At 62.0% G+C, this 23,074-nt stretch carries 23 protein-coding genes and 1 riboswitch; of the genes, 9 read left to right on the plus strand and 14 right to left on the minus strand.

The window, feature by feature from the left end:
* Positions 1-7: 7 nt before the first annotated feature.
* The 3 genes from J3P73_RS16035 to J3P73_RS16045 all read right to left on the minus strand — a co-directional run bounded on the left by J3P73_RS16035 (position 8) and on the right by J3P73_RS16045 (position 3,103).
* A complete protein-coding gene (locus J3P73_RS16035; protein ID WP_130664812.1) occupies positions 8-1,276 on the minus strand; it encodes an MFS transporter in 1,269 nt (422 codons plus the stop codon).
* On the minus strand, positions 1,273-1,917 hold the full coding sequence (locus tag J3P73_RS16040; RefSeq protein ID WP_130655851.1) for an ArsR/SmtB family transcription factor: 645 nt from the start codon (positions 1,915-1,917) through the stop codon (positions 1,273-1,275). The genes J3P73_RS16035 and J3P73_RS16040 overlap by 4 nt, the downstream gene beginning before the upstream one ends.
* Positions 1,918-1,987: 70 nt before the next feature.
* The gene (locus J3P73_RS16045) at positions 1,988-3,103 is read right to left on the minus strand and encodes an adenylate/guanylate cyclase domain-containing protein (RefSeq protein ID WP_018074292.1); all 1,116 of its coding nucleotides are present in this window, start codon (positions 3,101-3,103) and stop codon (positions 1,988-1,990) included.
* Between the two features lie 239 nt (positions 3,104-3,342).
* Between J3P73_RS16045 and J3P73_RS16050 the strand changes: the two genes are divergently transcribed.
* Positions 3,343-3,567, plus strand: a complete 225-nt coding sequence (locus tag J3P73_RS16050) for a hypothetical protein (protein ID WP_011652655.1) — start codon at positions 3,343-3,345, stop codon at positions 3,565-3,567.
* Positions 3,568-3,676: 109 nt separating this feature from the next.
* Here the strand turns inward: J3P73_RS16050 and J3P73_RS16055 are convergent, their stop codons facing one another.
* Positions 3,677-3,985 (minus strand): GCG_CRPN prefix-to-repeats domain-containing protein, encoded by a 309-nt coding sequence (locus J3P73_RS16055; protein WP_018074291.1) that lies wholly within the window; start codon positions 3,983-3,985, stop codon positions 3,677-3,679.
* A gap of 186 nt (positions 3,986-4,171) precedes the next feature.
* Positions 4,172-4,618 carry an SRPBCC family protein gene (locus tag J3P73_RS16060; protein ID WP_018074290.1) on the minus strand — a complete coding sequence of 149 codons (447 nt, stop codon included), beginning with the start codon at positions 4,616-4,618 and terminating at the stop codon, positions 4,172-4,174.
* Positions 4,619-4,879: 261 nt separating this feature from the next.
* Positions 4,880-5,022: riboswitch (FMN riboswitch) on the plus strand.
* Between the two features lie 78 nt (positions 5,023-5,100).
* On the opposite strand from J3P73_RS16060, the gene J3P73_RS16065 reads away from it, so the two are divergent.
* A complete protein-coding gene (locus J3P73_RS16065) occupies positions 5,101-5,535 on the plus strand; it encodes a 6,7-dimethyl-8-ribityllumazine synthase (RefSeq protein WP_018074289.1) in 435 nt (144 codons plus the stop codon).
* 66 nt (positions 5,536-5,601) lie between these two features.
* On the opposite strand, the gene J3P73_RS16070 is transcribed toward J3P73_RS16065, so the two are convergent.
* From J3P73_RS16070 to J3P73_RS16085, 4 genes are all read right to left on the minus strand, one after another.
* Entirely contained in the window at positions 5,602-6,372 is a 771-nt protein-coding gene (locus tag J3P73_RS16070; protein ID WP_018074288.1) for an SDR family oxidoreductase, read from the minus strand.
* A gap of 64 nt (positions 6,373-6,436) precedes the next feature.
* The gene (locus J3P73_RS16075; protein ID WP_130675382.1) at positions 6,437-7,282 is read right to left on the minus strand and encodes an alpha/beta fold hydrolase; all 846 of its coding nucleotides are present in this window, start codon (positions 7,280-7,282) and stop codon (positions 6,437-6,439) included.
* A gap of 46 nt (positions 7,283-7,328) precedes the next feature.
* Positions 7,329-7,928, minus strand: coding sequence for a TMEM175 family protein (locus J3P73_RS16080; protein ID WP_018074286.1), 600 nt, complete (start codon positions 7,926-7,928; stop codon positions 7,329-7,331).
* A 37-nt stretch (positions 7,929-7,965) separates the two neighbouring features.
* Positions 7,966-8,661 carry an alpha/beta fold hydrolase gene (locus tag J3P73_RS16085; RefSeq protein ID WP_018074285.1) on the minus strand — a complete coding sequence of 232 codons (696 nt, stop codon included), beginning with the start codon at positions 8,659-8,661 and terminating at the stop codon, positions 7,966-7,968.
* A gap of 170 nt (positions 8,662-8,831) precedes the next feature.
* On the opposite strand from J3P73_RS16085, the gene J3P73_RS16090 reads away from it, so the two are divergent.
* Positions 8,832-9,458 (plus strand): CGNR zinc finger domain-containing protein, encoded by a 627-nt coding sequence (locus J3P73_RS16090; RefSeq protein ID WP_024320875.1) that lies wholly within the window; start codon positions 8,832-8,834, stop codon positions 9,456-9,458.
* A 187-nt stretch (positions 9,459-9,645) separates the two neighbouring features.
* Complete coding sequence (locus tag J3P73_RS16095; RefSeq protein WP_130664815.1) at positions 9,646-10,335, plus strand: VOC family protein; 690 nt, start codon at positions 9,646-9,648, stop codon at positions 10,333-10,335.
* 145 nt (positions 10,336-10,480) lie between these two features.
* On the opposite strand, the gene J3P73_RS16100 is transcribed toward J3P73_RS16095, so the two are convergent.
* Positions 10,481-11,365, minus strand: coding sequence for a LysR family transcriptional regulator (locus tag J3P73_RS16100; RefSeq protein ID WP_130655856.1), 885 nt, complete (start codon positions 11,363-11,365; stop codon positions 10,481-10,483).
* 123 nt (positions 11,366-11,488) lie between these two features.
* Between J3P73_RS16100 and ampC the strand changes: the two genes are divergently transcribed.
* Entirely contained in the window at positions 11,489-12,646 is a 1,158-nt protein-coding gene (gene ampC / locus J3P73_RS16105; protein ID WP_024320872.1) for a class C beta-lactamase, read from the plus strand.
* Positions 12,647-12,769: 123 nt separating this feature from the next.
* Here ampC and J3P73_RS16110 read toward each other — a convergent pair whose 3' ends face one another.
* Together J3P73_RS16110 and J3P73_RS16115 are read right to left on the minus strand one after the other, a co-directional pair.
* The gene (locus tag J3P73_RS16110) at positions 12,770-13,546 is read right to left on the minus strand and encodes a DUF1194 domain-containing protein (RefSeq protein WP_024320871.1); all 777 of its coding nucleotides are present in this window, start codon (positions 13,544-13,546) and stop codon (positions 12,770-12,772) included.
* A gap of 113 nt (positions 13,547-13,659) precedes the next feature.
* Positions 13,660-14,562, minus strand: coding sequence for a LysR family transcriptional regulator (locus J3P73_RS16115; RefSeq protein ID WP_024320870.1), 903 nt, complete (start codon positions 14,560-14,562; stop codon positions 13,660-13,662).
* Between the two features lie 192 nt (positions 14,563-14,754).
* Here J3P73_RS16115 and J3P73_RS16120 point away from each other — a divergent pair, with 192 nt between their 5' ends.
* A complete protein-coding gene (locus J3P73_RS16120) occupies positions 14,755-15,480 on the plus strand; it encodes an SDR family NAD(P)-dependent oxidoreductase (protein ID WP_024320869.1) in 726 nt (241 codons plus the stop codon).
* On the plus strand, positions 15,474-15,962 hold the full coding sequence (locus J3P73_RS16125) for a RidA family protein (protein WP_024320868.1): 489 nt from the start codon (positions 15,474-15,476) through the stop codon (positions 15,960-15,962). The genes J3P73_RS16120 and J3P73_RS16125 overlap by 7 nt, the downstream gene beginning before the upstream one ends.
* 101 nt (positions 15,963-16,063) lie before the next feature.
* On the opposite strand, the gene J3P73_RS16130 is transcribed toward J3P73_RS16125, so the two are convergent.
* On the minus strand, positions 16,064-16,603 hold the full coding sequence (locus tag J3P73_RS16130; protein ID WP_130655857.1) for a Pycsar system effector family protein: 540 nt from the start codon (positions 16,601-16,603) through the stop codon (positions 16,064-16,066).
* Between the two features lie 123 nt (positions 16,604-16,726).
* Between J3P73_RS16130 and J3P73_RS16135 the strand changes: the two genes are divergently transcribed.
* Positions 16,727-20,494 carry a FecR domain-containing protein gene (locus tag J3P73_RS16135; protein ID WP_130692181.1) on the plus strand — a complete coding sequence of 1,256 codons (3,768 nt, stop codon included), beginning with the start codon at positions 16,727-16,729 and terminating at the stop codon, positions 20,492-20,494.
* Positions 20,494-22,476, plus strand: a complete 1,983-nt coding sequence (locus J3P73_RS16140) for an adenylate/guanylate cyclase domain-containing protein (protein WP_024320865.1) — start codon at positions 20,494-20,496, stop codon at positions 22,474-22,476. Before J3P73_RS16135 ends, J3P73_RS16140 begins: the two co-directional genes overlap by 1 nt.
* Before the next feature lie 48 nt (positions 22,477-22,524).
* On the opposite strand, the gene J3P73_RS16145 is transcribed toward J3P73_RS16140, so the two are convergent.
* A complete protein-coding gene (locus J3P73_RS16145; protein WP_130655859.1) occupies positions 22,525-23,064 on the minus strand; it encodes a GNAT family N-acetyltransferase in 540 nt (179 codons plus the stop codon).
* Positions 23,065-23,074: the final 10 nt, after the last annotated feature.

Consider the following 23,074-nt stretch of genomic DNA (forward strand, 5'->3'; position numbering starts at 1 on the left):
CACGCTTTCATGCGCCGGCATCGGCGACCGCCTTGTCGAAGCCGCGGAAGCTTTTCAGCGCCAGGGGAAAGAGCGTTGCGGCGAGATAGGCGAGCCCGGTGAGCGAGAGCGCCGCGGCAAGGCCGATCGTACTGATCAACGCGCCGCCGACGAGGCCGCCGAAGGGGATGAGGACAAAGCAGAGGGCGGCGTTCATCGCGGTGACGCGGCCGGTCAACGGCTTGGGGATGCGCTCGAAGATCACCGCAGACAGGATCGGATTGAGGAAGCCCGAGGCAAATCCTGCGATTGCCAGGGTGATGAAGATGAGGGCGAGCGGCGCATCCAGCGCAACAACGAGAAAACGCGGAAACCCGGTCAGCAGGAACGCCACGGTATAGACCATCAGGCGCGGCATCCGCTCGCCGATCGCAGCGGCAATCGCGGCACCCGCGATCGAGGCGCCGGTGAAGGCCGAAAACATCGCCCCCAACAATTCCGGGCCATGGCCTGAGCTCTGCGTCCAGACGGGCAGCAGTACGGCGTGATAAGCCTGGTCCAGCAGGTTGGTGGTCGCCACCATGGTGACGATGCTGACGAGCACCGCGTCGCCGCGCAGAAAGCGCCAGCCTTCCCGGAGATCGCTGAAATAGGAGGACATCCCGCCCGGCCGAGCCTCAGGCGCGCCGCGCGGTTCGGGCATGCCGCGTGGCTCGGGGACGCGCCGCAGCCCAGGAATGCCTACTCCCACAATCAGCGCAGCGGCGGCGAAGGTGACGGCATTAACGACGAGCGCCTGGCCCGGGCCGATCAGGCCGATCAGCGCGCCGGCGCCGGCTGCCCCCGCCGTCGAGGCCAGCCGCTCGATAGCACCGACGACGCCGGTGACCCGTTCGAGCGGCATGGCCGCCAGCGTGGCGATATCAGGCACCATCGCCTGTTTGGCGGCATCGGAAGGGCCGCGCAGCACGCCCATGGCAAAGACAACAGGCAGTAGCAGCGGCATATTAAGCAGGCCAAAGAGATCGAGCAGCGGCACCAGCCCCACCACAGCCACCGAGGCGGTATCGCAGACGACGGCGATGCGCTTCGGGCCGACGCGGTCGATCAGCGGCCCACTGAGCGCCTTGGCGGCGACATAGGGCAGCATTTCCATCATAGCCGTCAGCCCGGTCAGAACCGGGCTGCCCGTCGTGCTCAGCACCAGCCAGGGAATGGCGATGGTCGACAGCCGCGTGCCGGAAAGCGAAAGCGTCTCGGCTGCGGCAAGCGCCAGGAAAGGTCCACCTCTTCTCATGGCCCACCATCCCCATCGCAGTGCGGGAGCCGGCCCGGGTAGGGAAAGGCGTGCAGCATGATCGAGAAGGGAACCATATCCGGGGGTGCCAGCTCCCCCAAAGGCGGAGCTACCCGCATCGCTTCGAGAATGATATCGGTCAGCCGCTTGGTCAGGGCTTCGGCCTGTTCCGCCGTCATCGGGATGATGATGTCGCTGGCCGTGCTCGCCTTGCGCCATTCCGCCGGCAGCTCGGTATATTCCTCCAGCGCCTGCTGCATCTGACCGACCTGCAGCGAGAGTGCCGCCTGGTTGAAGGCAAGATCGAGATCCAACGCTTCGCCCTCAGCCTCGCTCGCCGGCACCGAGGTAAGTTCGTGGCTTGCGCGCCACCAGCGATCGCGCCGCGAGGGATGCGGTGCTTCCTCGATAAAGCCGTATTGGGCAAGCTGGCGCAGGTGATAGCTGGTAGCGCCGCTGTTCAACCCGAGCCGCACCGCCAGCTGCGTCGCCGTAGCGGGTCCATCGACCCTGAGCATGCCGAGCATGCGCAACCGGACTGGATGCGCCAGCGCCTTCAGCGCGGTCGGATCGGGCACCACGCGGCTGATGGTGCGGGGTGCGGTGACGGATTGAGCAGGCTGCGGGCGCGGTGTTTTCATGCCGCAAGCCTACTATTGCAAACATATCTTTGCAAATTTTTCTTTGCAAAACTTCATCCCTGCCCGCAGCTCAATCCGTCGGCAGGGCAAAGACAGCGCAAGGGTCGGCGATGCCGCGCAATGTGTGCTCTCCGAGCGGCGTCAGCGCCGTCGCCGTATTCGCTGCCACCGCGCCCGAGATCAGCACGCTTCGGCCGAGCGGCTTGCAGAGCCCTTCCAGCCGGCTGACCAGATTGACGGCGGGGCCGATGGCGGTAAAATCCAACCGGTCGGCCGCGCCGATATTGCCCCACAGGATTTCGCCGAAATGAAGTGCTGCGCCGAAGGGCAGCGGTGCCAGTCCCTGCGCCTGGCGCAGTTGATCGAGATGGGCCATGCCGGCACGGCTGGCGGCGACCGCCCGAAGTGCGGCCTCGCAAGCCTCGCGATCCCCTCGGGCTGCGTCGCCCTCGCCTGACGTAGCCGTGACCGGAAAGATCGCCAGCACGCCGTCGCCGATGAATTTCAACACCTCACCGCCGAAGGCATGCACGGCGCCAGCGACGCGGTCAAACCAGGCGTCCAGTGCTGATATCATCACGTGAGGTTCGGTCACCTCGGAGAGGGCGGTGAAGTCGCGCAGATCGGCACAGAGAAGGGCCGCGCGGATGGTCTCGCCGGTGCCGCGGGCAAGCGCGCCGGCCTGCACCCGCGCGGCGCTACGGCGGCCGAGATAGGCTTCAAGCAGCGCTGCCCGCGCCTCGCGCGCCGCCAAAGCGGCGAGCGGCGCTGCAGCAAAACGCGCGACCTCGCGCAGCAGGCCGGCCTCGGCTGCGCCGAATGCACCTGCCCCTTCCCCGCTGGCAACCCTCGCCCAGCCGAGCAGCGGGCTGTCCGACCGATTGTCCTGTGAAGGCCCGATCCTGTCTTCCCATACCGGCCCGAGCCCGGCCAGCCACTCGCGCCCGGCCTCGCTCCGCGGAGCGGCGGCAAAGGCCAAAGCCTCAATAACAGCGCCAGTCTCCGCCCGCCACAGCCAGGTGCGCCGCGCGATGATCGGATGCGGCACCGAAAGCGTCAGCGCGCCGCCCAAAAGCGGCAGGCCATCGGCCAGCAGCCGGCGCCCGAGTTCGGCCAGAAACCATTCGGGACTGGGCGAGGCACCGGCCTCATCAACCAGCCAGGCAAGGGGAGATGGCAGATCCATGGCTTAACATCGCACGCTGACCGGGGCGGCCGCAAGGATGTCCCCGGGTGAGCGCAAGCAGCCATTCCGAATGTCCATGAGGACGTTTCCACCGGCTCAACCTTTCATCCCCAAAAGGACGTTCCACTCCCCTGTCGAAAACCATTCGCCGCGGTGGAAAACAAAAAATAAACACTTTAAACTTGCGCGGCTTTGATTCCATTATGGGGCCGTTCGTCATCGTGTGATTGAGGGGTACGATGGGCACGATTTTCTGGCCGAAAGATCCGCTGGATGGGAATGACATGACGCTGCTGACGTCGATCCTTCGGCGATGGTGCGAAAGATATCAGGTCGAGCTGACGGCGGAGGAGAGTAGCCGCAAGGCGAAAGAACTCGTCGAATGGTTCGAATTCGGCGTCAAGGATCCCGTCGAGCTCGAGGAATTGATCGACGACAAGCACTGGCTCGTCAGCAGGATCTGATCCTCTCGGGCGAATCGGGAGAACGCTGGCTGTCAGCGTCGGCGAAGCATTAGAAAAGGCCGGGCGAAAATCGCTCCGGCCTTCGTCCATCTACATCTAAGCCAGACCTTTAGTCATCATCCCGCCAACGCCGGTCGCGATCCCAGCGCCTCTCATCGCGCCAGCGCGGACCATCCCAATCCCGGTGACGCCGCTCCCAGCCCCAGCGGGGCGGACCACCGTAGAAAGCTACCGGCGGCGGGCGTCTCCAGTTTCGCCGGCATTCGCCCCAGCGCGTCAGATGCCAGCCGCGACCGCAGGCGTAGTCGACCTTTGTGACATTGCTCTGGACATTGATTGTCCCCATCGGCATTGCCTCCGCGGTACCGATCGAGAGGCTGCCGGCAAGCAAGGCAGCCGCGATAGAAAGTGCCTTCATCGTGAACTCCATTTTCAATCCAGCCGTCCGCAGATTAGGACCGCTAAATTGAACTGGAGATGAACTGCGCGTTCATGTTTGCGGTAGCAAAAGAAGCGCTTCCGCACGACCGGCTTGGGCGCTCGCCGACCGTTGTTGTCGCAACGGCAAGCGCTTCACAGACGCCCCGCTGCCGGCAAAATTTGTTCATGTCCTGCCGTAAAAAGGGTCGGGACCCGGATCATGCCCGGCGGCGACCTCGGTCAACCGCCCGAGGTAATGCGCCCAGCCTTCCGCATGGCCGGCGCATTGCTCGGCGCTCGGCAGGCCGCTATGGGTGAGCCGCAACAGCGTTCCATCTCCTTGCTCGATCAGGTCGATCTCGACCAGGCTCGACCCCGGCGGCACCACCTCACTGCCGTCCCAGCCGAAGCTGTAGGCAAGGCGATGAACCGGAACCACTTCTCGAAACGAGCCGCGCGCAAAGCGGGCGCCGGTGACGTTGACGAGATAGAGCCCACCGGGCTGCGGCTCGACCTGCGCCTCCGTTCCCATCCAGCGCAGGATCTTTTCCGGGTCGGTCATCAGCGCGAACACCGCGGCCGGCGGCGCCGCGATATGCGCCTCGCGGTGGACGACGAAGGGGTCTTGCATCTCTCTCTCCCGTGGTTGCCACGGCCCTGCCCGTCTCCGGTGGAGACGGCGCATCCTGTCTTGCCGTGCTATTCTGACGTGAATGTCCTCACTGGAAGCATGTAGGCGCAAGCCCATCCTCCACAAGAGGGCTTGCCCGTCGCGATCGACGAACAAGCAAAATCGCCGCGTCGGGAGCCCTGATCCTGCATCGGCGCTTTCATCGGTCATGAAAGCTCTTTCCGGACTATTGCCAGCCCGTCACCTTCCACCTATTGTTCGCGCCGTTCTCAGGGCGGGGTGCAAGTCCCTACCGGCGGTATGCAATTTGGATTGCGAGCCCGCGAGCGCCTTCTCAGGAAGGGTCAGCAGATCAGGTGAGATGCCTGAGCCGACGGTCATAGTCCGGATGAAAGAGAACGCGCGTTCCTGCCGCCCTTGCGGCTGTCGGGGACGTTCGTGATCGCCTTGGGTGATGTGTCTGTTCGCCAAAGGAGATTACCATGACACCCACCCGCTATGCCTTCATCAAAGCCAGCTGGCATGCCGATATCGTCGACCGTGCCCTAGATGGCTTCCATCAGCTTATTCCGCCCGAGCAGGTCGATGTGTTCGATGTTCCCGGCGCATTCGAGATGCCGCTGCTGTCACGCGATCTTGCGGCAAGCGGGCGCTATGCTGCTGTCGTTGCCGCCGCCTTCGTCGTCGACGGCGGAATCTACCGCCACGAATTCGTCGCCCAGGCCGTCGTCGATGGGCTGATGCGCGCCGGCATGGATACCGGCGTGCCGGTGCTGTCGGTTTCGCTGACGCCGCATCAGTATCAGGAAACCGAGCATCACAAGCAGATCTACCGCGCACATTTCGTCGAGAAAGGGCGCGAGGCCGCAAAGGCGGCTCTGACGATCGGCAAAACCCGCGCCGCTCTGGCTGCGTGAAAGCAGCTCGACGAGCAGAGGAACACAGGAGATGAAGACGGCGGGGCACTCCCGCCGTCGACCGCATCAGATCGACTTCACCTCGCCGCCATCCATGCGCAGCGTCGAGCCGGTCATCCAGCGTGCGCCCGGCGATACCAGGAAAGCCATCAGTTCGGCGATTTCTTCCGGCTCGCCATAGCGGGCGATGCCGGCCTGCTTGAGGAAACGGGCGGTCGCCTCCTCCACGCTTACGCCATGCAGCGGCGCCCAGTGCTTGAGATAGGAAAGACGCCGGCCGGTCATGACGGGACCGGGCAGCACGCTGTTGACCTGCACGCCATCGGTGATGCCGCGATCGGAAAAGGCCTTGGCGAGTGCGACGATGGCAGCATTGATGGTACCGACCGCCGCGTACGGCGCCTTCGGAAACACCGCCGAATTGCCCGACATCAAGACGACGGAGCCCTTCGCCTCTCTCAGCGCCGGCCATGCCGCTATCGTCAGGCGCCTCGCGCCGTGCAGCTTTAGCGCCAGCCCGTCCTCCCACTGCGCATCGGTCATCTCGAAAAGATCAATCTGCGGTACCGCACCGGCGATGTTGAGCAGCGCATCGATGCGGCCGAAGGCACCGAGCGCCTGATCGACCACGGCCTGCGCCGCTTGCGGCTCGGCGAGGTCGGCGCCGATGACGAGGGCTTGCGCGCCGGCCGCCCTTACCGCCTGCGCGGTCTCCTCAAGATTAGCGCGGTTGCGGGCGACCAGCACCAGCGCGGAAAAATCGCGCGCGAGGCGCTGCGCCGTCGCCTGGCCGATACCCTGGCTGGCGCCGGTGATGATCGCGACTGAGTTCGACATGCCGTCTCTCCTCTCTGCTTCGGCCACCACCCGCCCCTTCCGGCGGGGCGGCGCCAGGTTGCCGTCAGCGGGCCAGAAAATCCCGAATCTCGGCCGCGATCTCGGCGGCATGCGTTTCCAGCGCGAAATGGCCCGTGTCGAGGAAGCGCACGACCGCGCCCGGATTATCGCGCTCAAAGGCCTCTGCACCGGGCGGCAGGAAGAACGGGTCATTCTCACCCCACACGGCAAGGAACGGCGGCTTGTGGGTACGGAAATACGCCTGGAAGGCAGGATAGAGCGCAACATTGCTCTTGTAGTCGCCGAAGAGATCAAGTTGCACATCCTCGACTTCAGGCCGGGCCAGATAGAAATTGTCGAGCGAATAACCGTCCGGCGAAACCGCCGTCGGATCGGCGACACCATGGGTATATTGCCAGATCGTCGCCTCCGGCTGCAGCATCGCCTTCAGCGCATTGCGGTTCTCCTCGGAGGCGTCCTCCCAATAGGCCCGGATCGGGTTCCAGCCGTCGCTGAGGCCCTCGACATAGGCATTGCCGTTTTGCGAAATGATCGCCGTGATGCGCTCGGGATGTTTCACCGCCAGCCGGAAGCCCGTCGGCGCGCCATAGTCGAACACGTAAACGGCGTAATGATCGAAGCCGACGATTTCGGTGAAGCGGTCGATCGTCGCCGCGATCCCGTCGAAGGTGGCAGGCCGCGCCGGCAGGTCGGATTGTCCGAAGCCCGGAAGATCGGGCGCGACGATGTGGAAGCGATCGGAGAGCAGCGGGATCAGGTCGCGGAACATATGGCCGGCACTCGGAAAGCCGTGCAGCAGGAGCAGCTTCGGAGCATCCGGCGAACCGGCCTCGCGATAGAAGATCTTGAAGCCGTCGACGTCGGCGGTGCGGTATCTGATGGTGGACATGACAGTCTCCTTTGCGTTGATAACTTGTTTGCTATTTTCCGTGTGGTTATTCCGCCTGCCCTTGCAGGCGGCTGCTGAAGATCTCCGGCTGGAGATAGAGAACGAGGGCGCAGCAGATCAGGAAGAAGCCGAGGAGCGGTGCGAAGGGGGCAACGAGCCCCGCCAGGGCAAAGATCGCCAGCCCGATGAGTGTCCGCCGGCGCGCCAGCCGCCGGGCCGGTTCAGGCATCGCGCCCGCCTCGGCCTGCGCAAATATCTCGCGCTCGAACAAAAGATAGGCGGCATTCACCAGCACGAAGACGCCTGCGTAGATGGCGACCGGCATTGGCGCGAGGTCGGTCCTCGCCATCCAGGCCGTGGTGAACGGCAATAGCGACACCAGGAACAGGTGCAAGAAGTTGACCCAGATCAGCCGGGTCGATGCAAAATGCACCAGCCGTAACAAATGATGGTGGTTGATCCAGATGATCGCGATGAACAGGTAGCTCAAGGCGTAGCTGACCACGGTCGGCCAGAGCGCAAGCATGGCTGTGATTTCAGGGGACTCGGGCGCCTTCAGCTCCAGCACCATGATGGTCATGATCACCGCGATCAGAGCGTCCGAAAACGCGCTCACGCGCTCCGTCGTCATCTTCTGTCCGTGCATCTCAATTCCTCCTCATCCCATGTTTTGACGGCTGAATTCAGGCCGCCGCTACTGTGGCGACCGCCTCCCTGACGATGTCGAGCACGGCGGCAGGCGCCGTAACGATCGGCGTGTGGTCGGCGGCGTGAGAGCGCACTCGCGCCTGCATCCGCTCGGCCATGAAGCGCTGGTTGTCGGCAACGATCATCCGGTCCTGTTCGGCGACCAGGAACCAGGCCGAGCGGTCCTTCCAGAGCGGGCGCGACACGGGGACAGTGATGCAGGCCGGCGAAATCGGCCGCTGCACGGCGGCCAGTACCGCCTGCTCCTCATCAGTCGCATTCTGGGCGAATGCCGAGGCGAAGGCCTCCTCCGGCAGGTAGATCAGGCCGTGATTGTCCGGCGAAAGCTTCGGCGCCTGCGGATGCGGCGTGCCGCGATAGAAAATATCGGCCACCGTCTCGCCCTCGTCGGGCGCCAGCGCCGCTATGTAGACAAGCCCCTTGACCTTCTCTTCCCTGGTCGCGGCGATCACCGCGCCGGCATAGGCATGACCGACGAGAACCACTGGCCCCGTCAACCGCTCCAGTGCGCGATCGAGTGCCGCGACATCGTCACTGAAGGAGGTCAGCGGCAGCGGCGCTGCCACCACCGTCAAGCCTTCGGCAGCCAGAGGCTGGATGATCTTCGACCAGCTCGAACCATCAGCCCAAGCGCCATGGACCAGCACAACATTCACATTCTCTCGGGACATCGGCCTTCTCCTCTGCGTCCTGATGACATTAAGTAACCTATCAAATGTTGATATAACGGTTACTATTGGATCGCATAACTTGTCAAGACCATTCGAACAGGTTACATGTCAATTATGTCTTCAAGAGGCCGCCCACGCTTGGTGTCACAGCGGCCGGAACAGGAGTTATGATGGACAACCGCTCACCCGCCCTTTTCATTGGCGATGCGCTGGGGCTGGATTTTCTGAATTCGATCGCGACACCGGTCGATACGCCGGTCGATTGGATCGACGACGGCGAAGGCCTGCTGCGCTGGCTGGAGCAAGCAGCACTCGTTCCTCACGAAACGCTGGAGGCGATGCGGGCGCAGGCCCTGCCCGGCGAACTCGACAATGTTGCCGATCAGGCAAGGCATCTGCGCGAGTGGTTCAGGGATTTCGTCCGCACCCGCAAGGGCCGCCCACTCCCGGCAAATGCCCTGAACGAGCTGGAGCCGTTGAACCGCCTGCTCGAACGCAACGAGGGCTTCAGCCGCATCGTGGCAAGTCACGCCGATGGGCACGAGACGCTGGCGCTTCAGCCGATGCGCAAATGGCGCTCGCCCGATGCACTGCTGCTGCCGGTCGGCGAAGCACTGGCGCAATTCGTCTGCACCGAGGATTTCTCTACCGTGAAGGCCTGCGAGGGACCGGTCTGCACGTTGCTTTTTGCCGACCACACCCGTGGCCACCGGCGGCGCTGGTGCAGCATGGCGATGTGCGGCAATCGCGCAAAACAGGCAGCCCACCGGCATAGGCTGAAGGCGGATCACGAGTGATGCGCCGTCAGCCGGATCTCTGCGTGGCCGGGCCGGAATCTGCCTTCAACCGGAATAGGCATGGAATCCGCCAATACCGGCCAAATCAGACAGAATAATTGATTCGACGGCCTCACCGCGCTGTGGTCCACTGGACGGTGACATGTATCGCCATTCTTAACGCATCCAAAACCTCAAGGAGCTGAAGATGAGCAATGCCATGCGCAGTGCCCCCCCCATTGAGACCCCGAGAACACAGCCTGTCGACACCAAGCTCGAGGTGGTCGTCATCCCCGTTTCCGACGTCGACCGCGCCAAACGTTTCTACGACGGCCTGGGCTGGCGGCTCGATGCCGACTTCGCCAACGATGCCGATTTCCGTGTGATCCAGTTTACCCCGCCCGGCTCCGGCTGCGCGATCATCTTCGGCAAGAACGTTACGGCCGCCGCCCCCGGCTCCGCCCAGGGCCTCTACCTCGTCGTCTCCGACATCGAGGCCGCCCGCCGCGATCTGATCGCCCGTGGCATCGAAGTCAGCGAAGTCTTCCATGATGCAGCCGGCGTCTATGCCGGCAAGGACGAACCATACCTGTTCGGGCGGCTCCGCATTGCCGGCCGCGATCCCGATCACCGCAGCTATCGCTCCTTTGCCTCCTTCACGGATCCCGATGGCAACGGCTGGCTGTTCCAGGAAGTCACCACGCGGTTGCCGGGACGCATCGACGCCGACGGGACGACATTCACCAACTCAACCGATCTCGCGTCAGCCATGCGCCGTGCGGCGACCGCGCACGGCGAACACGAGAAGCGAAACGGCGGCAAACACGACGAGAACTGGCCGGACTGGTACGCCGAATACATGGTCAGCGAACAGGCCGGCAAGCAGCTGCCCTTATAGGCAACAGCGGCGACATCCTCTGAGAAGCAACGGCATTTCGGTATGGCGCGCGCCATACCGAAATGCTCTATCGTGTCTTCGCCTCACCAATTTCACCGATCTCCTTGCCGACGTGAGGTCGAGGATCGGAATCCGCCATAAGCCGTCATTGAGATGCGGAAGACATCCGCGACGTTATCCAATCGGAAAATGCGAGCATGGCTGCTGTTGGCGGCCTTGATTGAAGTCGGGTCAGCCAATAGCTCCCCAACGATATGGTGGTATGAAAAGGTTGTCTGATAGCCCCCGAGGATAGATGTCTGGAAAACATCGACGGCGGTGCCAGAGCGATCCCCAGTCCTTGCAGGGCCGCCTCCATCATCGCCAGGGAAGAGTCGAAGACGATACCGGCGTTTATCTGCGCCGCCGGAGGAACGTTCGCTGCCGCGAACCAGGCGCTCCATTCGTCCGCCCTGTAGCTCCGCAAAAGCGTCGCTTCGACCAGGTCTGCAGGCGACCTTAAACGCTCGGCCAATTTGGGCGTGCACAGAGGAGAGAGCGGAGCGTCGAACAGACGCAGCGCTTCTGTGCCGTGCCAGGAGCCGCTGCCGAAGCGAATGGCTAAGTCCAGTCCCTCGGCCGCCATATCGACGCGATTATTGTTTGTCGAAACGCGCACATCGATGAACGGATGCTGCCGTTGAAAATCCGAAAGCCTCGGCAACAACCAGCCAACGGCAAACGTCCCGACCACGCCCAAGAACAGCAATTCCCGAACCTGCCCGGCTTCAATCCGGTCCAGCGTGATCGCCATCTGATCGAAGGAATTGGTCAGGGTCGGCAAAAGGGCTTCGCCTTCTGCGGTGATTTTCAAGCCTCTGGGGAGACGCTGAAAAAGGGCAGCCCCCAATCGCTTCTCCAGGCTTTTGACCTGCTGGCTTACAGCGGCCTGGGTAACACAAAGCTCGATCGCGGCACGGGTGAAGCTGAGATGTCTTGCCGATGCCTCGAAGGCCCTCAAGCCGTTTAAAGGGAGGAATTGCCGAACCATCTTAGCCCTAGATTTTCTTGGATCTCCTCCGAGATATCATCGTTTGCTGCCGTAAAACAGTGCCGTTAAATGCCGTCCTCATGCGCCTTTGCGTTGATGAAAAGCTGCCTGCGGAGGATGAAAATGAATCGTAATTGGATAAAAATTCTATCGGCCACCTTGGTCTCGACATGCATTGCCACAAGTGGCTTTGCGGCCGACGAGATGAAACTGAAAGCCATCTCGGACGCAGCGGTAAAGCCGATTATGGATAAAAACGGCATTCCGGGCATGGCCGTTGCCATCGCCGTTGACGGAGAGGACCACATCTTCAACTACGGTGTCGAGTCGAAGGACACAGGCAGGCCCGTCAGCCCGGCGACCATGTTCGAACTGGGATCGATCAGCAAAACGTTTACAGTCACCCTCACCTCCTACGCGGACGTGACCGGCCGACTTTCGCTGTCGGACAAGGCACGCAAATATCTTCCGTCGATGAAGGGAAGACCCTTCGGCGATGTCGAGCTGATGAATTTGGGCACGCACACGGCTGGCGGATTTCCGCTGCAAGTTCCCGATGAAGTCAAAACCGAAAAACAGCTGATGGAGTATTTCGCAAGTTGGAAACCTTCATATGCCGCCGGAACGCACCGAACATACGCCAATCCGAGCATCGGCGTGCTCGGATACATAACGGCGAAAAGCATGGGCAAAGATTTCACAGCTCTTATGGAAGACCAATTGTTTCCTTCTCTCGGGTTGACGAGCACGTATATCAATGTGCCGAAATCGAGAATGGCCGACTATGCCCAAGGCTACAAGCGAAGCGGTGAGCCGGCTCGGATGACACCCGCCACTCTTTCGTCCGAGGCCTATGGAGTGAAATCCACAGCAAGCGACATGATCCGGTTCATCGACGCGAACATGGGACTGGTCAAGTTGGACGGAAAGCTCCATCAGGCGATCACGAACACGCACATGGGATACTTCGATGTCGGCGCGATGACGCAAGACCTTATTTGGGAGCAGTATTCCTATCCCGCGACGTTGACGACGTTGATGGACAACAATTCCAGCGCGATGCTCAAAACCATTCCCGTCAAGCAGCTGACGCCGGCGATGCACCCGCGCGACGACGTGTGGATCAATAAAACCGGCTCCACGAATGGTTTCGGCGCATATGTCGCGTTCATCCCGAAAGAGCGAGTTGGTATCGTCATTCTGGCCAACAAAAACTATCCCAACGAGGACCGTGTCTCTGCCGCCTACCAAATACTGACTGATATAACTTCCGCGCGCTGATCCGGTAGAGCATGATGCCGAAAAGTGTGCGCGGTTTTCGGACGACATCATGCTCTAACTATATAATTCAGAACAGGATTGAGATTTTAGGCCGACCCGGCCTAAAATCATCCTGTTCTGGCATCAGCGGTCGAAGATGTCCCGCCACTGCTTCTCACCGATCATGCAGTCTGTGCCCGCCTCAGCGCCGGCGATCTTCTGCACCATCACCGGCGGGGAAAGGCCGCTGATCTCCAGCACCAGCTTGCGGCGCACGGCAACGGCGAAATCCTCGATCTTGCGGACCGGCAGCACGAAGGCGCCGGGGCCGCCGATCACGCAATCCGCATAATATTTGTCGAGCCCATTGGGCGCATCGGAGGGCCGCAGCATGATGGCAAGGCCGTTGATGATCACGCCGGCTTCCACCGCCTTGTCGCGGGCGGGGGTGACGGGATCGCCGGAATTGTTCGGACCGTCGCCGGAGACATCGATCACCTGTCGCCTGGACTGAAAGGGACCGGAAACGATCATGCTGGCGCCCTGGGCGATCGCGGTAGAGATCGATGTGCGCCGTTGCGTGGCAATCGGCCGGGCTTCGAGTTTGCCGGCAAAAGCGATCGCGTCCTCTTCCGTCTCGATCACCTGCCAGTCGATCACGGAATCCTGGACGACATAGCCAGCCCATTCGAAATAGCTGATGGCGATGCGGCCGGTCAGCCCGCCCTTCACCGCGTCGATAAACTCCTTGTGCTTGAGCGCTTCGACATAACCTTCGCGCTGGATGCCGATCTCCTCGAAGTCCATCGACCGCGAGGTGTCGACAGCAAGCACGAGGGTCACATCGACCTCGCTTCCCCCCGCTTGCGCGATGGGGACGAGGCCGGAAAGACTCATAAGCACCGCAAGTGTCGTCAGCATTGGCAATCCAATCCCTGCGCCATCCAAGCCAGCGAACTCTAACACAGCTTGACCGACGCAGATCGCTCGGCCCCGCGCGAGGCTTCAATTTTCGGTGATGGAATCGAAAGCCCTCAATGCAAGGGAAGCCACAAGGGGGTCTTCCATGCCTTCAGCGCCTCGAGAAAGACCTGTAATCGGGAAGGCAGGAAGCGGCGCGTGGGATAGACGGCGTGCACGAAAATTTCCTCGGACGACCAGCCCGGCAGCAGGCGAACAAGTTCGCCTCTTCTGATCTGTTCGTCGCAATAGGTCGAAGGCAGCAAGCCGATGCCGTGTCCGCGATAGGTGAAGGCGCTTACCGCATCGAAATCCCGGCTTGATACCGGCCCCGACACATGCAGGCGAACAGATTTGCGACCGCTCACCAGATGCCATTCCGCCTCGCCGTTGCGGCCGTTCAAGAGAACGCACTGATGGTCCTTCAGCTCTTCAGGTTTGGTGGGAAACGCCCTGCCCTTCAGATAGTCCGGTGCGGCGACGAGATAGCGCACGCTCTTGCCGAGCCGCTGCGCGACGATTGTCGAATCCTTGAGTTCGCCGAAGCGGATGCCGAGATCGATGTTCTCCGCGATCAGATCGAGGAACAGGTTGGTGACGAAGAGGTCGACCTGGATCTTCGGATAGGTCTTCAGGAAAGCCGAGACGAATTCGTAGAAGACCTCCTGTCCGAAGATGACGGGCACGGAGATCTTCAGCAGACCTTCCGGTTTTCTCTGTGTCTCGGTGAGCACCTGCTCAGCGTCGAGGAGATGGGCGAGCGGTTCGCTGCACCTGTTGTAATAGGCCCGGCCCTGCGCGGTCAGGCTCAGTTTGCGAGTTGTCCGCTGCAGCAGCGTCACGCCGAGCTGCTCCTCCAGCGACGTTACTTTCCGGCTGACGGTCGATACCGGCATGCCGAGGGAATGGGCAGCGCGGCTGAAGCTGCCGTACTGCGCCACCTTCACGAAAACGGCGATATCGTTCAGATCAGCCATGCTCTGGTTTTTGCATAGATGCAAAAGAGAATCCAGATATTTCCATCTAATCGGGTAATGGAGTTTTCGCCATATTCACCCTGCGAAAACAAAACAACCGATGGAGGCGCATTCGCAGCAGCCCCATCTCGAGCGACCGGCCTCCGCAAAACATACGGCCCGCGTTGCCCGAACCGGCTTATGGAGATCAGCATGACTACGAAAAAAACAGTCATCGTCACGGGCGCCTCGCAGGGTATCGGAGCCGGCCTCGTCAACGCCTTCATCGAGCGCGGCTATAATGTCGTCGCCACCTCGCGCCAGGTCAGCACTTCGAACGCTTTCCAAGCCTCCGACAGGCTGGCGCTCGTCGACGGTGACATTGGCGATGCCGAAACCGCAGCGCGGGTGGCAAAGACCGCAATCGAGCGGTTCGGCTCGATCGACGCCCTCGTCAACAATGCCGGCATTTTCTTGGCCAAGCCGTTCGTCGATTTCACCATGGACGACTTCAAAAAATTGTCCTCGACCAATCTCGAAGGCTTCATCCACCTGACACAACTAGTCGTCGGACAGATGCTCACACAGAAAACCGGCGGCAGCGTCGTCAGCATCACCACACCATTGACCGATCATCCGATCGCCGGTTTCTCCGCTTCGGTGTCGATGATGACAAAGGGCGGCATCAACGCCATCTCCAAGAACCTGGCGATGGAATATGCGAACAAAGGAATTCGCTTCAATATCGTCGCTCCCGGTGTGGTGGATACGCCGCTGCACAAGGACAATCCGAAAGATTTCTTGAAGACGCTTTCGCCGATGGCAGGCATATCAAACGTCGAGGAGATCGCCGACGCAGTCGTCTTCCTTACCGAAGCGCCGCGCGTAACCGGGGAGGTGCTGCACGTCGACGGCGGCGCACATCTGGGCAGATGGTAGACCATGCGAAAGCGCAGGCAGCCGGCGCCGAACGACGGCTGCAGGAACTCGGCATCACGCTTCCTCCGCCGCCGACACCCTTTGGGGCCTATGTCGAAGCGATAAGGACCGGCAACTTGGTCTTCTTCAGCGGGATGCTGCCGGTTGTCGGCCATGAGCCCCGCTATATCGGCCGCGTCGGCGGTGCGCTGGCGGCCGAAGATGGCAGGAAGGCGGCCGAAACGGCAACGCTGAGCGCGCTCGCAGCCGCCAGGGACTATCTCGGTTCACTGGACAGGGTCGTCAGGGTCGTCAAGCTGGGCGTCTATATCGCGACCGAAGGCGATTTCCGCGACCATCCGAAGGTTGCTGACGGAGCATCCGAAATGCTGCTTGCGGTCTTCGGCGAGGAAAAGCTCTCAGGCCGCGTCGTGCTCGGCGTCGCCAGCCTGCCTTTAGGCGTGCCGATCGAACTCGAACTCGTCCTCGAAGTCGAGGGATGAAAACGGCCGGGCGCGTTTCGGCGCGCCCGGCGGAGCGCATCTCGCCCTTCGACACCCCCTGAAAGACACCTCAGGGGAGATTTTCCTGGGGCTTGCCGCGCTCACACCACCGCCAACAGCAGCACATAGGCGATTACACTCACCATCAGCCCGCGGAACGCAAAAGTGACGCAACGGTATTTGTTGCGGGCGATGGTGGAGAGGATGTCGGCGTTTTCGAGATACTGCTCGAAAAGGTAGCGCTCGTCGCGCCGCAGCGCCGCATGGAAGAACCGGTCGCGATGGCCATGCCAGGCGCCCCAGAACAGTGACGTCGAGCTGTTCAAATGGCGCGGCAGTACGACGAGGATCGCCGACAGGATCGAGAAGACCGAAGCTGCGGCAAGCAAGCCGGAGAACAGCATACTGCCCGGCGTCCCGCTCACGTAGCGCGCCAGGCTGAACACTGCCCTGACATCGCTGGAACTCACCAGGAAGGCCAGCATGAAAGTAAAAATATAAGCGGCCTTCTGGTCCGAGATCTTGATCTGATCATAAAATATGTCATTGATTTTCTTGATATGATCGAAATACCCGGCGCCGATGTCACCCGTCGACGGCTCGCTTGGCATAAGTTCAGTTGTACTCTCGAAATCGCTCACCCGAATACTCCATCCCATAAGTGTTTCCCTGATATTACACTTCACGCTGAATTCAAGAACACGTGTGCAATATGCTTGACTTTTCTTTTTTACTTGGACAAAGGGGAAGCGGGGGTTGGGGTCATGCTGGGTCGCTGGAAAAACATCTGTCGCGCCGGGGTGGCGCTTGCGCTTGTCGTACCGGGCTTTTCGCCGGCGGCGGCTGACCCCGTGCAGCGTGCAACACCGGTCGCCGGTTCCGTCATCGCCCGCAAGACCGGCGAGGAGGTCCGCTTCATCGACGTGTCGAACTGGCGCGTCGTCGACATCAATCAAGATCTCCTGACCGGCGACGTGTTGCGCACCAATGCCAACGGCCAGCTCGCCATTGTCTTTTCCGATCACACCCAGGTTCGCCTTGGCCGCAATTCCTCGCTGCAGGTCAAGAAGATGGCCGCGAGCGGCGACACGACGCTGGAGCTGCAATCGGGAACGATCTGGGCGCGCGCCGAGCGCGGTGGCCAGGGCCTGACTGTGGAAACGCCGGCGGCCGCAGCCGCCATCCGCGGCACCGACTGGACCATGACGGTTGAGGGCGCCAAGACCTCGATGATCGTGCTCGAAGGCCGCGTGGCGCTCACCAACCCGCAGGGCAGCGTCGAGGTGAACGAGGGCGAAGGAGCGGTCGCCACGATCGGCCAGCCGCCACATAAGGTCATCAGCGTCAATCCCGACGACCGCGAACAGATGCTCTTCTATCTGGACCTGCGCGACGGCTTCGACTTGATGCCGACTTCGCCGCTGCGGGCCGACCGCATGGCGACAGAACGCCGCCGCCTGCTGGCGCTGCCGCCGGAGCGCCGCACCACCGAAGACTGGCTGGAACTTGCCGAAGTGCAGAGCGCCTTCGACGGACGCCAGGCTGCCGCCGCAACGCTGCAGAATATCCGCGACCGCAAACTGACGACAGCCCAGCAGGCGCGCGTCAATCTGATCGACGCCACCATCGCCGGCTCCGAAAAGCGTTATGGCGATGCCGCTAAGCTCTTCCGGAAGGCCCTGCCGCATCTCGACCCGACACGCCGCAACATGGCCCAATATGGCGGCTATTTCGCCCGTGCGCTGGCCGACCCCGCCCATGCCGAACAGCCGCCGGCTAACACCACCGGTCCCTATGGCGCGATCATGGAGGCCTATACGGCAGGCTTCCTGAAAAACCCGCGCGCAGCGCTCGAGATCATAAAGAAAGCGGAGCAGCGCTATCCTGATGACCCGACCCTGCCGGCGGTCCGCGCCCAGCTGGCGCAGCTCACCGACGATCGCGAGCAGATGAAGGAAGCGATAGAACGCTCGCTGTCGCTCGACCCTGATCATCCGATGGCGCTCTCCGCCCGCGCGAGTTACAAGGCGGCCTATCAGAGCGACATCAACGGCGCGCTCGCCGATCTGAACCGCGCCATCGAGCTTGCCCCCGGCGGGTCAGGCACGCTGAATTCGCTCGGCCTGCTGCAGAGTTCGCGCGATGCCAATGGCGAAGCGGAAAAGGCCTTCAAGAAGGCGATCGAGCTCGATCCGCAGGACCCGTTGCTCCACGCCAACCTCGCCATCCTCTATCTTGACCAGGGGCGCATGAAGGAAGCCAAGCGCGAAATCGACACGGCCATCGCGCTCGATTCGTCCTTCGACATCGCACTCCTTGCCCGCGGCCGCTATTACCTGCAGACCGGCGAGCGCGACAAGGCAATGGAGGACCTGCTGGCCGCCAGCACCGCCAATCCGGCGCATTCGCAGTCGCAGCTGATGCTCGCCGCCGCCCATTACGAAAAAGGCGACCGCATCCCTTCTCAGCAGGCGCTCGACAATGCCGACCGACTCGACAAGAACGACCCGGTTATCTCCGCCTTCCGCACCGCCGTCGATATCGACGATTACGACGCCGACGGCGCGATCCGCAATGCGCAGGATTACCTGCGACGCTCTCGCGCCCGCGGCGGCGATTACAGCTCGCTCGGCGCCAATGCGAGCGCCGGTTCGACGCTCAACAACGCCTTCCGCCTGCAGGGCCTGGACGCCTGGGGCCGCTATTACGGCGATGCCGCCTTCGACCCGTTCAAAGGCACCGGTTACATCGACCAGTCGATCAAGGGCAGCATCTTTCCCTACGTCAACGCGGCGAGCTTTAGCGATGACAATATCATCCAAAACCGCGGCAACGCGTCAAGCTACTCATCCTTCATCCAGGGCCTGCTGCTCTCGCCGCACATGCTGTCGGGCCGTTCGCGCTCGGCAACGCTGTTCGATGTGCCCTTCATCGAAGGCTCGCTTGGCGGCGGCATCAACAGCGTCGACGGCCATACCAGAGGCATCGGCGAAGCCGATATCCAGGGCTATTCCAACGAGACGATTCCAATCAGCTTCTATGGCAATCTGACCTGGGAAGAGCTGGCGCTCGATGGGGACTACCGCGACTTCGGCGGATATGCGACCGACAATGAACTGCTCGGCGGCAACGGCTATCTGACGGCGACTGTGACGCCGGATGACCGCGTCGTGGCCTATTTCAATCACGCCAAGATTGATGGAACGCTGAATGCGCTGTCGACGGATCCCTCGCTCTCGGATGCGCTGAATCCCGTATTGCGTTTCTTTGGCTTACCGCTGGCACCGGACGAACTGCCGCTCTACACCACTCGGCGAGATACAACGCAACTCACCAACGCCGGCCTTGGCTGGAGCCATACCTTCGCCTATGAGAATGTCCTGAACGCTGCATTCCTCTATCAGCAGACCGAAGCGAAAACCACCAACGACATACGGTTCGACTGGGCGGACGTGCCGCTTCTCGGCGGCCCCGGCAGGGACATCAGGCCTTTCCTTCAAACCAGCGACGAAAATGACTCGAAGGCCTACATCGCGGCGCTCAGCCACAGCATCGGCGATGAGTCGCTGACCTGGCGTTACGGTATCGAGGGCGGCTGGATCGACGCGTCGCGCGAGACCTATTTCCATCTCGAGGATGTCATTCCGGGCCTCATCGACGGTGTGACCGACGGACCCACGGAGGTTGAGACCCGCATCAATATCGGTCGCGCCTATGTCGACCTCCTCCATGAAATCACCCCGAACCTGAAGGGCGAATATGCGCTCTTCGGCACGCGCCTGGAAGGCGATGGCGTTGATGTCAGCCGGCTCGAACCACGCTTCGGCCTTGCCTGGGCGCCGACGCAGAACCATTGGCTTCGCGCGGCCTTCATGCGCCAGAGCACCGACACAGGCGTTCCTACCCTTGCGCCGATCGGCATCCTGGGTCTTCAGGCGAACCAGTTCTCCGTCGGCACTGAAGGTTACGTCGATACGACGGCGCTCGAATGGGATGCTGAATGGACCGACCGTCTCTTCACCACGGTGGAGTACCAGCATCAGGAACTCCATGATTTCTCGATCGGTCTGCCGCTGATTTCGCTTCCGGCCCTCGACAGCCTGCCGCTCTCGCGCGGCAGCATCGACCGCGCCGCCGTTACCGCCAACGTTGCGCTCGGCAATGGTTTCGGTCTCTCGGCCACCTACGCCCACATGGATTCCGAAAACAAGGATCCGGGAACCTTCAACTACGGCGGTAACCTGCCCTATATACCCAAGAATTCCGGCCAGATCGCGCTGACCTGGGTCAACGAGGCCAAGGTCAAGGCGACGGTGGCGGCCAATTATGTCGGCGAGCGCGACGGCGACGACCTCGGCACCAAGCTCGACGACTATTGGAGCCTCGATGCCCACCTGATCTGGGAACCGCTGGACAAGCGCATCGAGCTGGAAGCGGCCGCCTACAATCTCCTCGACGAGGACTTCGAGATCACGCCCGGCGTGCCCGGCTGGGGCCGCGCCTTCAAGGGCACGCTCAAAGTCCGCTTCTGATGCGGGAGCAGAAAAAGCCTCGGCAGCTCAGACCGGCCGGCGGGCAGGCCGAAAGCCGCCGCCTCAGGCTGCTGGTGCTGTCGCTTACCGTCCTGATCGCCATCTCGCTGCTGTCGCGCCTGCCCGCCTGGTCGCTGCTTGAGCTGAGAAGCTTCGACTATCTCTCGACCGTCGACGATCCCCGTCCGCCACCCGGCGGACCTGTCATCGTCGCGATCGACGAGCCTTCGCTTGCCGATATCAATGCGCAGTGGCCCTGGCCGCGCAGCCTGCATGCCCAGCTTGTCAGGCAGCTACGCACGGCCGGTGCCCGTGTCATCGGCCTCGATATCATCATGGCCGAACCTTCGAACCCCGAGAACGACGACGCGATCACGAAGGCCGTCGGCCCGGATGTCGTGCTCGCCGGCGACGAAACGCTGATCGAGACGCCCCAGTCCTCGCAATTGATCCGCGCCACGCCGCTGCCGCAACTGACTGAAGCGGGTGCTGTGACCGGCATCGCCTCCGTCGATCTCAGCGGTGACGGTGCGTTCCGGCGCATTCCAGGTTATGAGGACGGCTTTGCCGCCATGCTGATGAAGGCGTCGGGAGCAGCACCCAAAGCCTTGCCGGCTGGCCGGCTCATCCAATCCTTCGGCGCGGCCCGCAGCTATCCCACAGTCTCCTACTACCAGGCGCTCGACCCTGAGAACCTGCTGCCGCCGGATTATTTCAAGGGCCGCGTCGTGCTCGTCGGTCTCAGCCTGCAGAATGCCCCTGCCATCGACAAGGGCGGCGTCGATGCCTTCGCGACACCTTATACCGTCCACACCGGCACGCTGACCTCCGGCGTCGAGATCCAGGCAACGATCTACGACAATATCCGTCGTGGCCTGTCGATCGCGGAAGCGCGCCTGCCGCTGGTCGCCGCCTGCATCCTGATCTCCGTGCTGCTCGCCGCCGCCACTGTCTGGCGTTCGACGGGATGGTTGACGATCGTAGCCAGCGCGGTGGCAGTGCTTGCATTCGCGGCCGCGAGTTTTGCCGGCATCCGCTTTGCCCATGTCTTCGTCTCGCCGCTCGGTCCTGTCGTCGCCTATGTCTCGGTCGCCTTCGGCCAGGCCGCCTTCGATTATGCCGAGGAGCGCCGCAACAAGCGGCAGATCATCCGCGCCTTCGCCCAATATATCTCTCCCGATCTGGTCAAGCGCCTGTCGAACGATCCATCGCAGTTGAAGCTTGGCGGCGAGCGGCGCACGCTCTCGGTGCTGTTTTCGGATGTGCGTGGGTTCACAACCATCGCCGAGACGCTGAAGGACGAGCCGGAGCAGCTGACCGGGCTGATCAACCGGCTGCTGACGCCGCTTTCCGACGTGGTGATGGATCATGGCGGTACGATCGACAAATATATGGGCGACTGCATCATGGCCTTCTGGAACGCGCCGCTCGACGATCCCGATCATGCACTCCACGCAGTCAAAGCCTCGCTCGCCATGCAGGCGGCGATATCGAGCCTGAACCGTGAGCTGGAGCGGGAGGCGGCAGCGCGCGGTGGCAGGCCGCACGTGTTGAAGATGGGTGTCGGCATCAACACCGGCGAATGCATCGTCGGCAACATGGGCTCGACCCGCCGATTCGACTATTCCTGCCTCGGCGACAGCGTCAATCTCGCCTCCCGCCTCGAAGGCGCCTCGAAGAATTATGGCGTGGCGCTGCTGCTCGGCGAGGAGACTGCAAGACTGGTCGCCGGCACCTACACTGTCATCGAGCTCGACCGCATCATCGTCAAGGGCCGCACCGTGCCCTCGCCTGTCTATACCGTCGTGCACAAGGCCGACGCCGAAGCCCTTGCCGCCCATCGGGCCTTCACGCAAGCGAAATACGCCGGCACACTTGCGCCATCCGACCCCGCCTTCGACAGGCTGGCCGCTGATATCCCGGAGCTTGCAGGCTATTACGCGATCGTGCGGGATGCGCTGGCCGAGGCGGGCGAGGAATGACCGGCGAAGACGTCTCGTCACACCTGACAATTGCGCACGGATGTTCGTTCATGAGCCGCTCGTTTTGCCGAAGGCGTACATGTTGGTCGGCGCACCGTGCAGCATTACCTCCCGCTCGTATTTGAAGCCACATTTCTCGAGAATGCGTCTTGAAGCGACATTGGCGGTGCGAACCAATCCGATCATCCGCCCCGCATGCAGATCATCAATGGCAAACACCAGGGCTTCCCTGACCAATTCCGTGGCATATCCCTGCCCCCAGCTTTCAGGTTGCAGATGATAGGAAAGATTGAGGTCGTCGAATTCCTTTGAAACGGTCACACTGCCGAACCCGATCAACGTACCGTTCGCCTCAACGGCCCAACGCCCAAACCCGTGATCTTTCCAATGCCCGATGTCGCGCGCAAGCCGCGCTGCGCTTTCCGCCGGCGTATCAGGCCGGGGCACCGGTCGGTGTGCGACCAATTCCGGCCGCGAAAAAAGTCGGGTCAGGAAATCGATATCCCCCTCCAAGGGAATTCTGAGGCGCAATCTGGCGGTACGCCTTACTGCCGACTGCAAGGCGCCCTTGAATTCGTGCTCAAGCATCTTCCATCCA

Origin of the sequence: Rhizobium ruizarguesonis (assembly GCF_017357285.1) — a bacterium.
Taxonomy (GTDB): Bacteria; Pseudomonadota; Alphaproteobacteria; order Rhizobiales; family Rhizobiaceae; genus Rhizobium; species Rhizobium ruizarguesonis.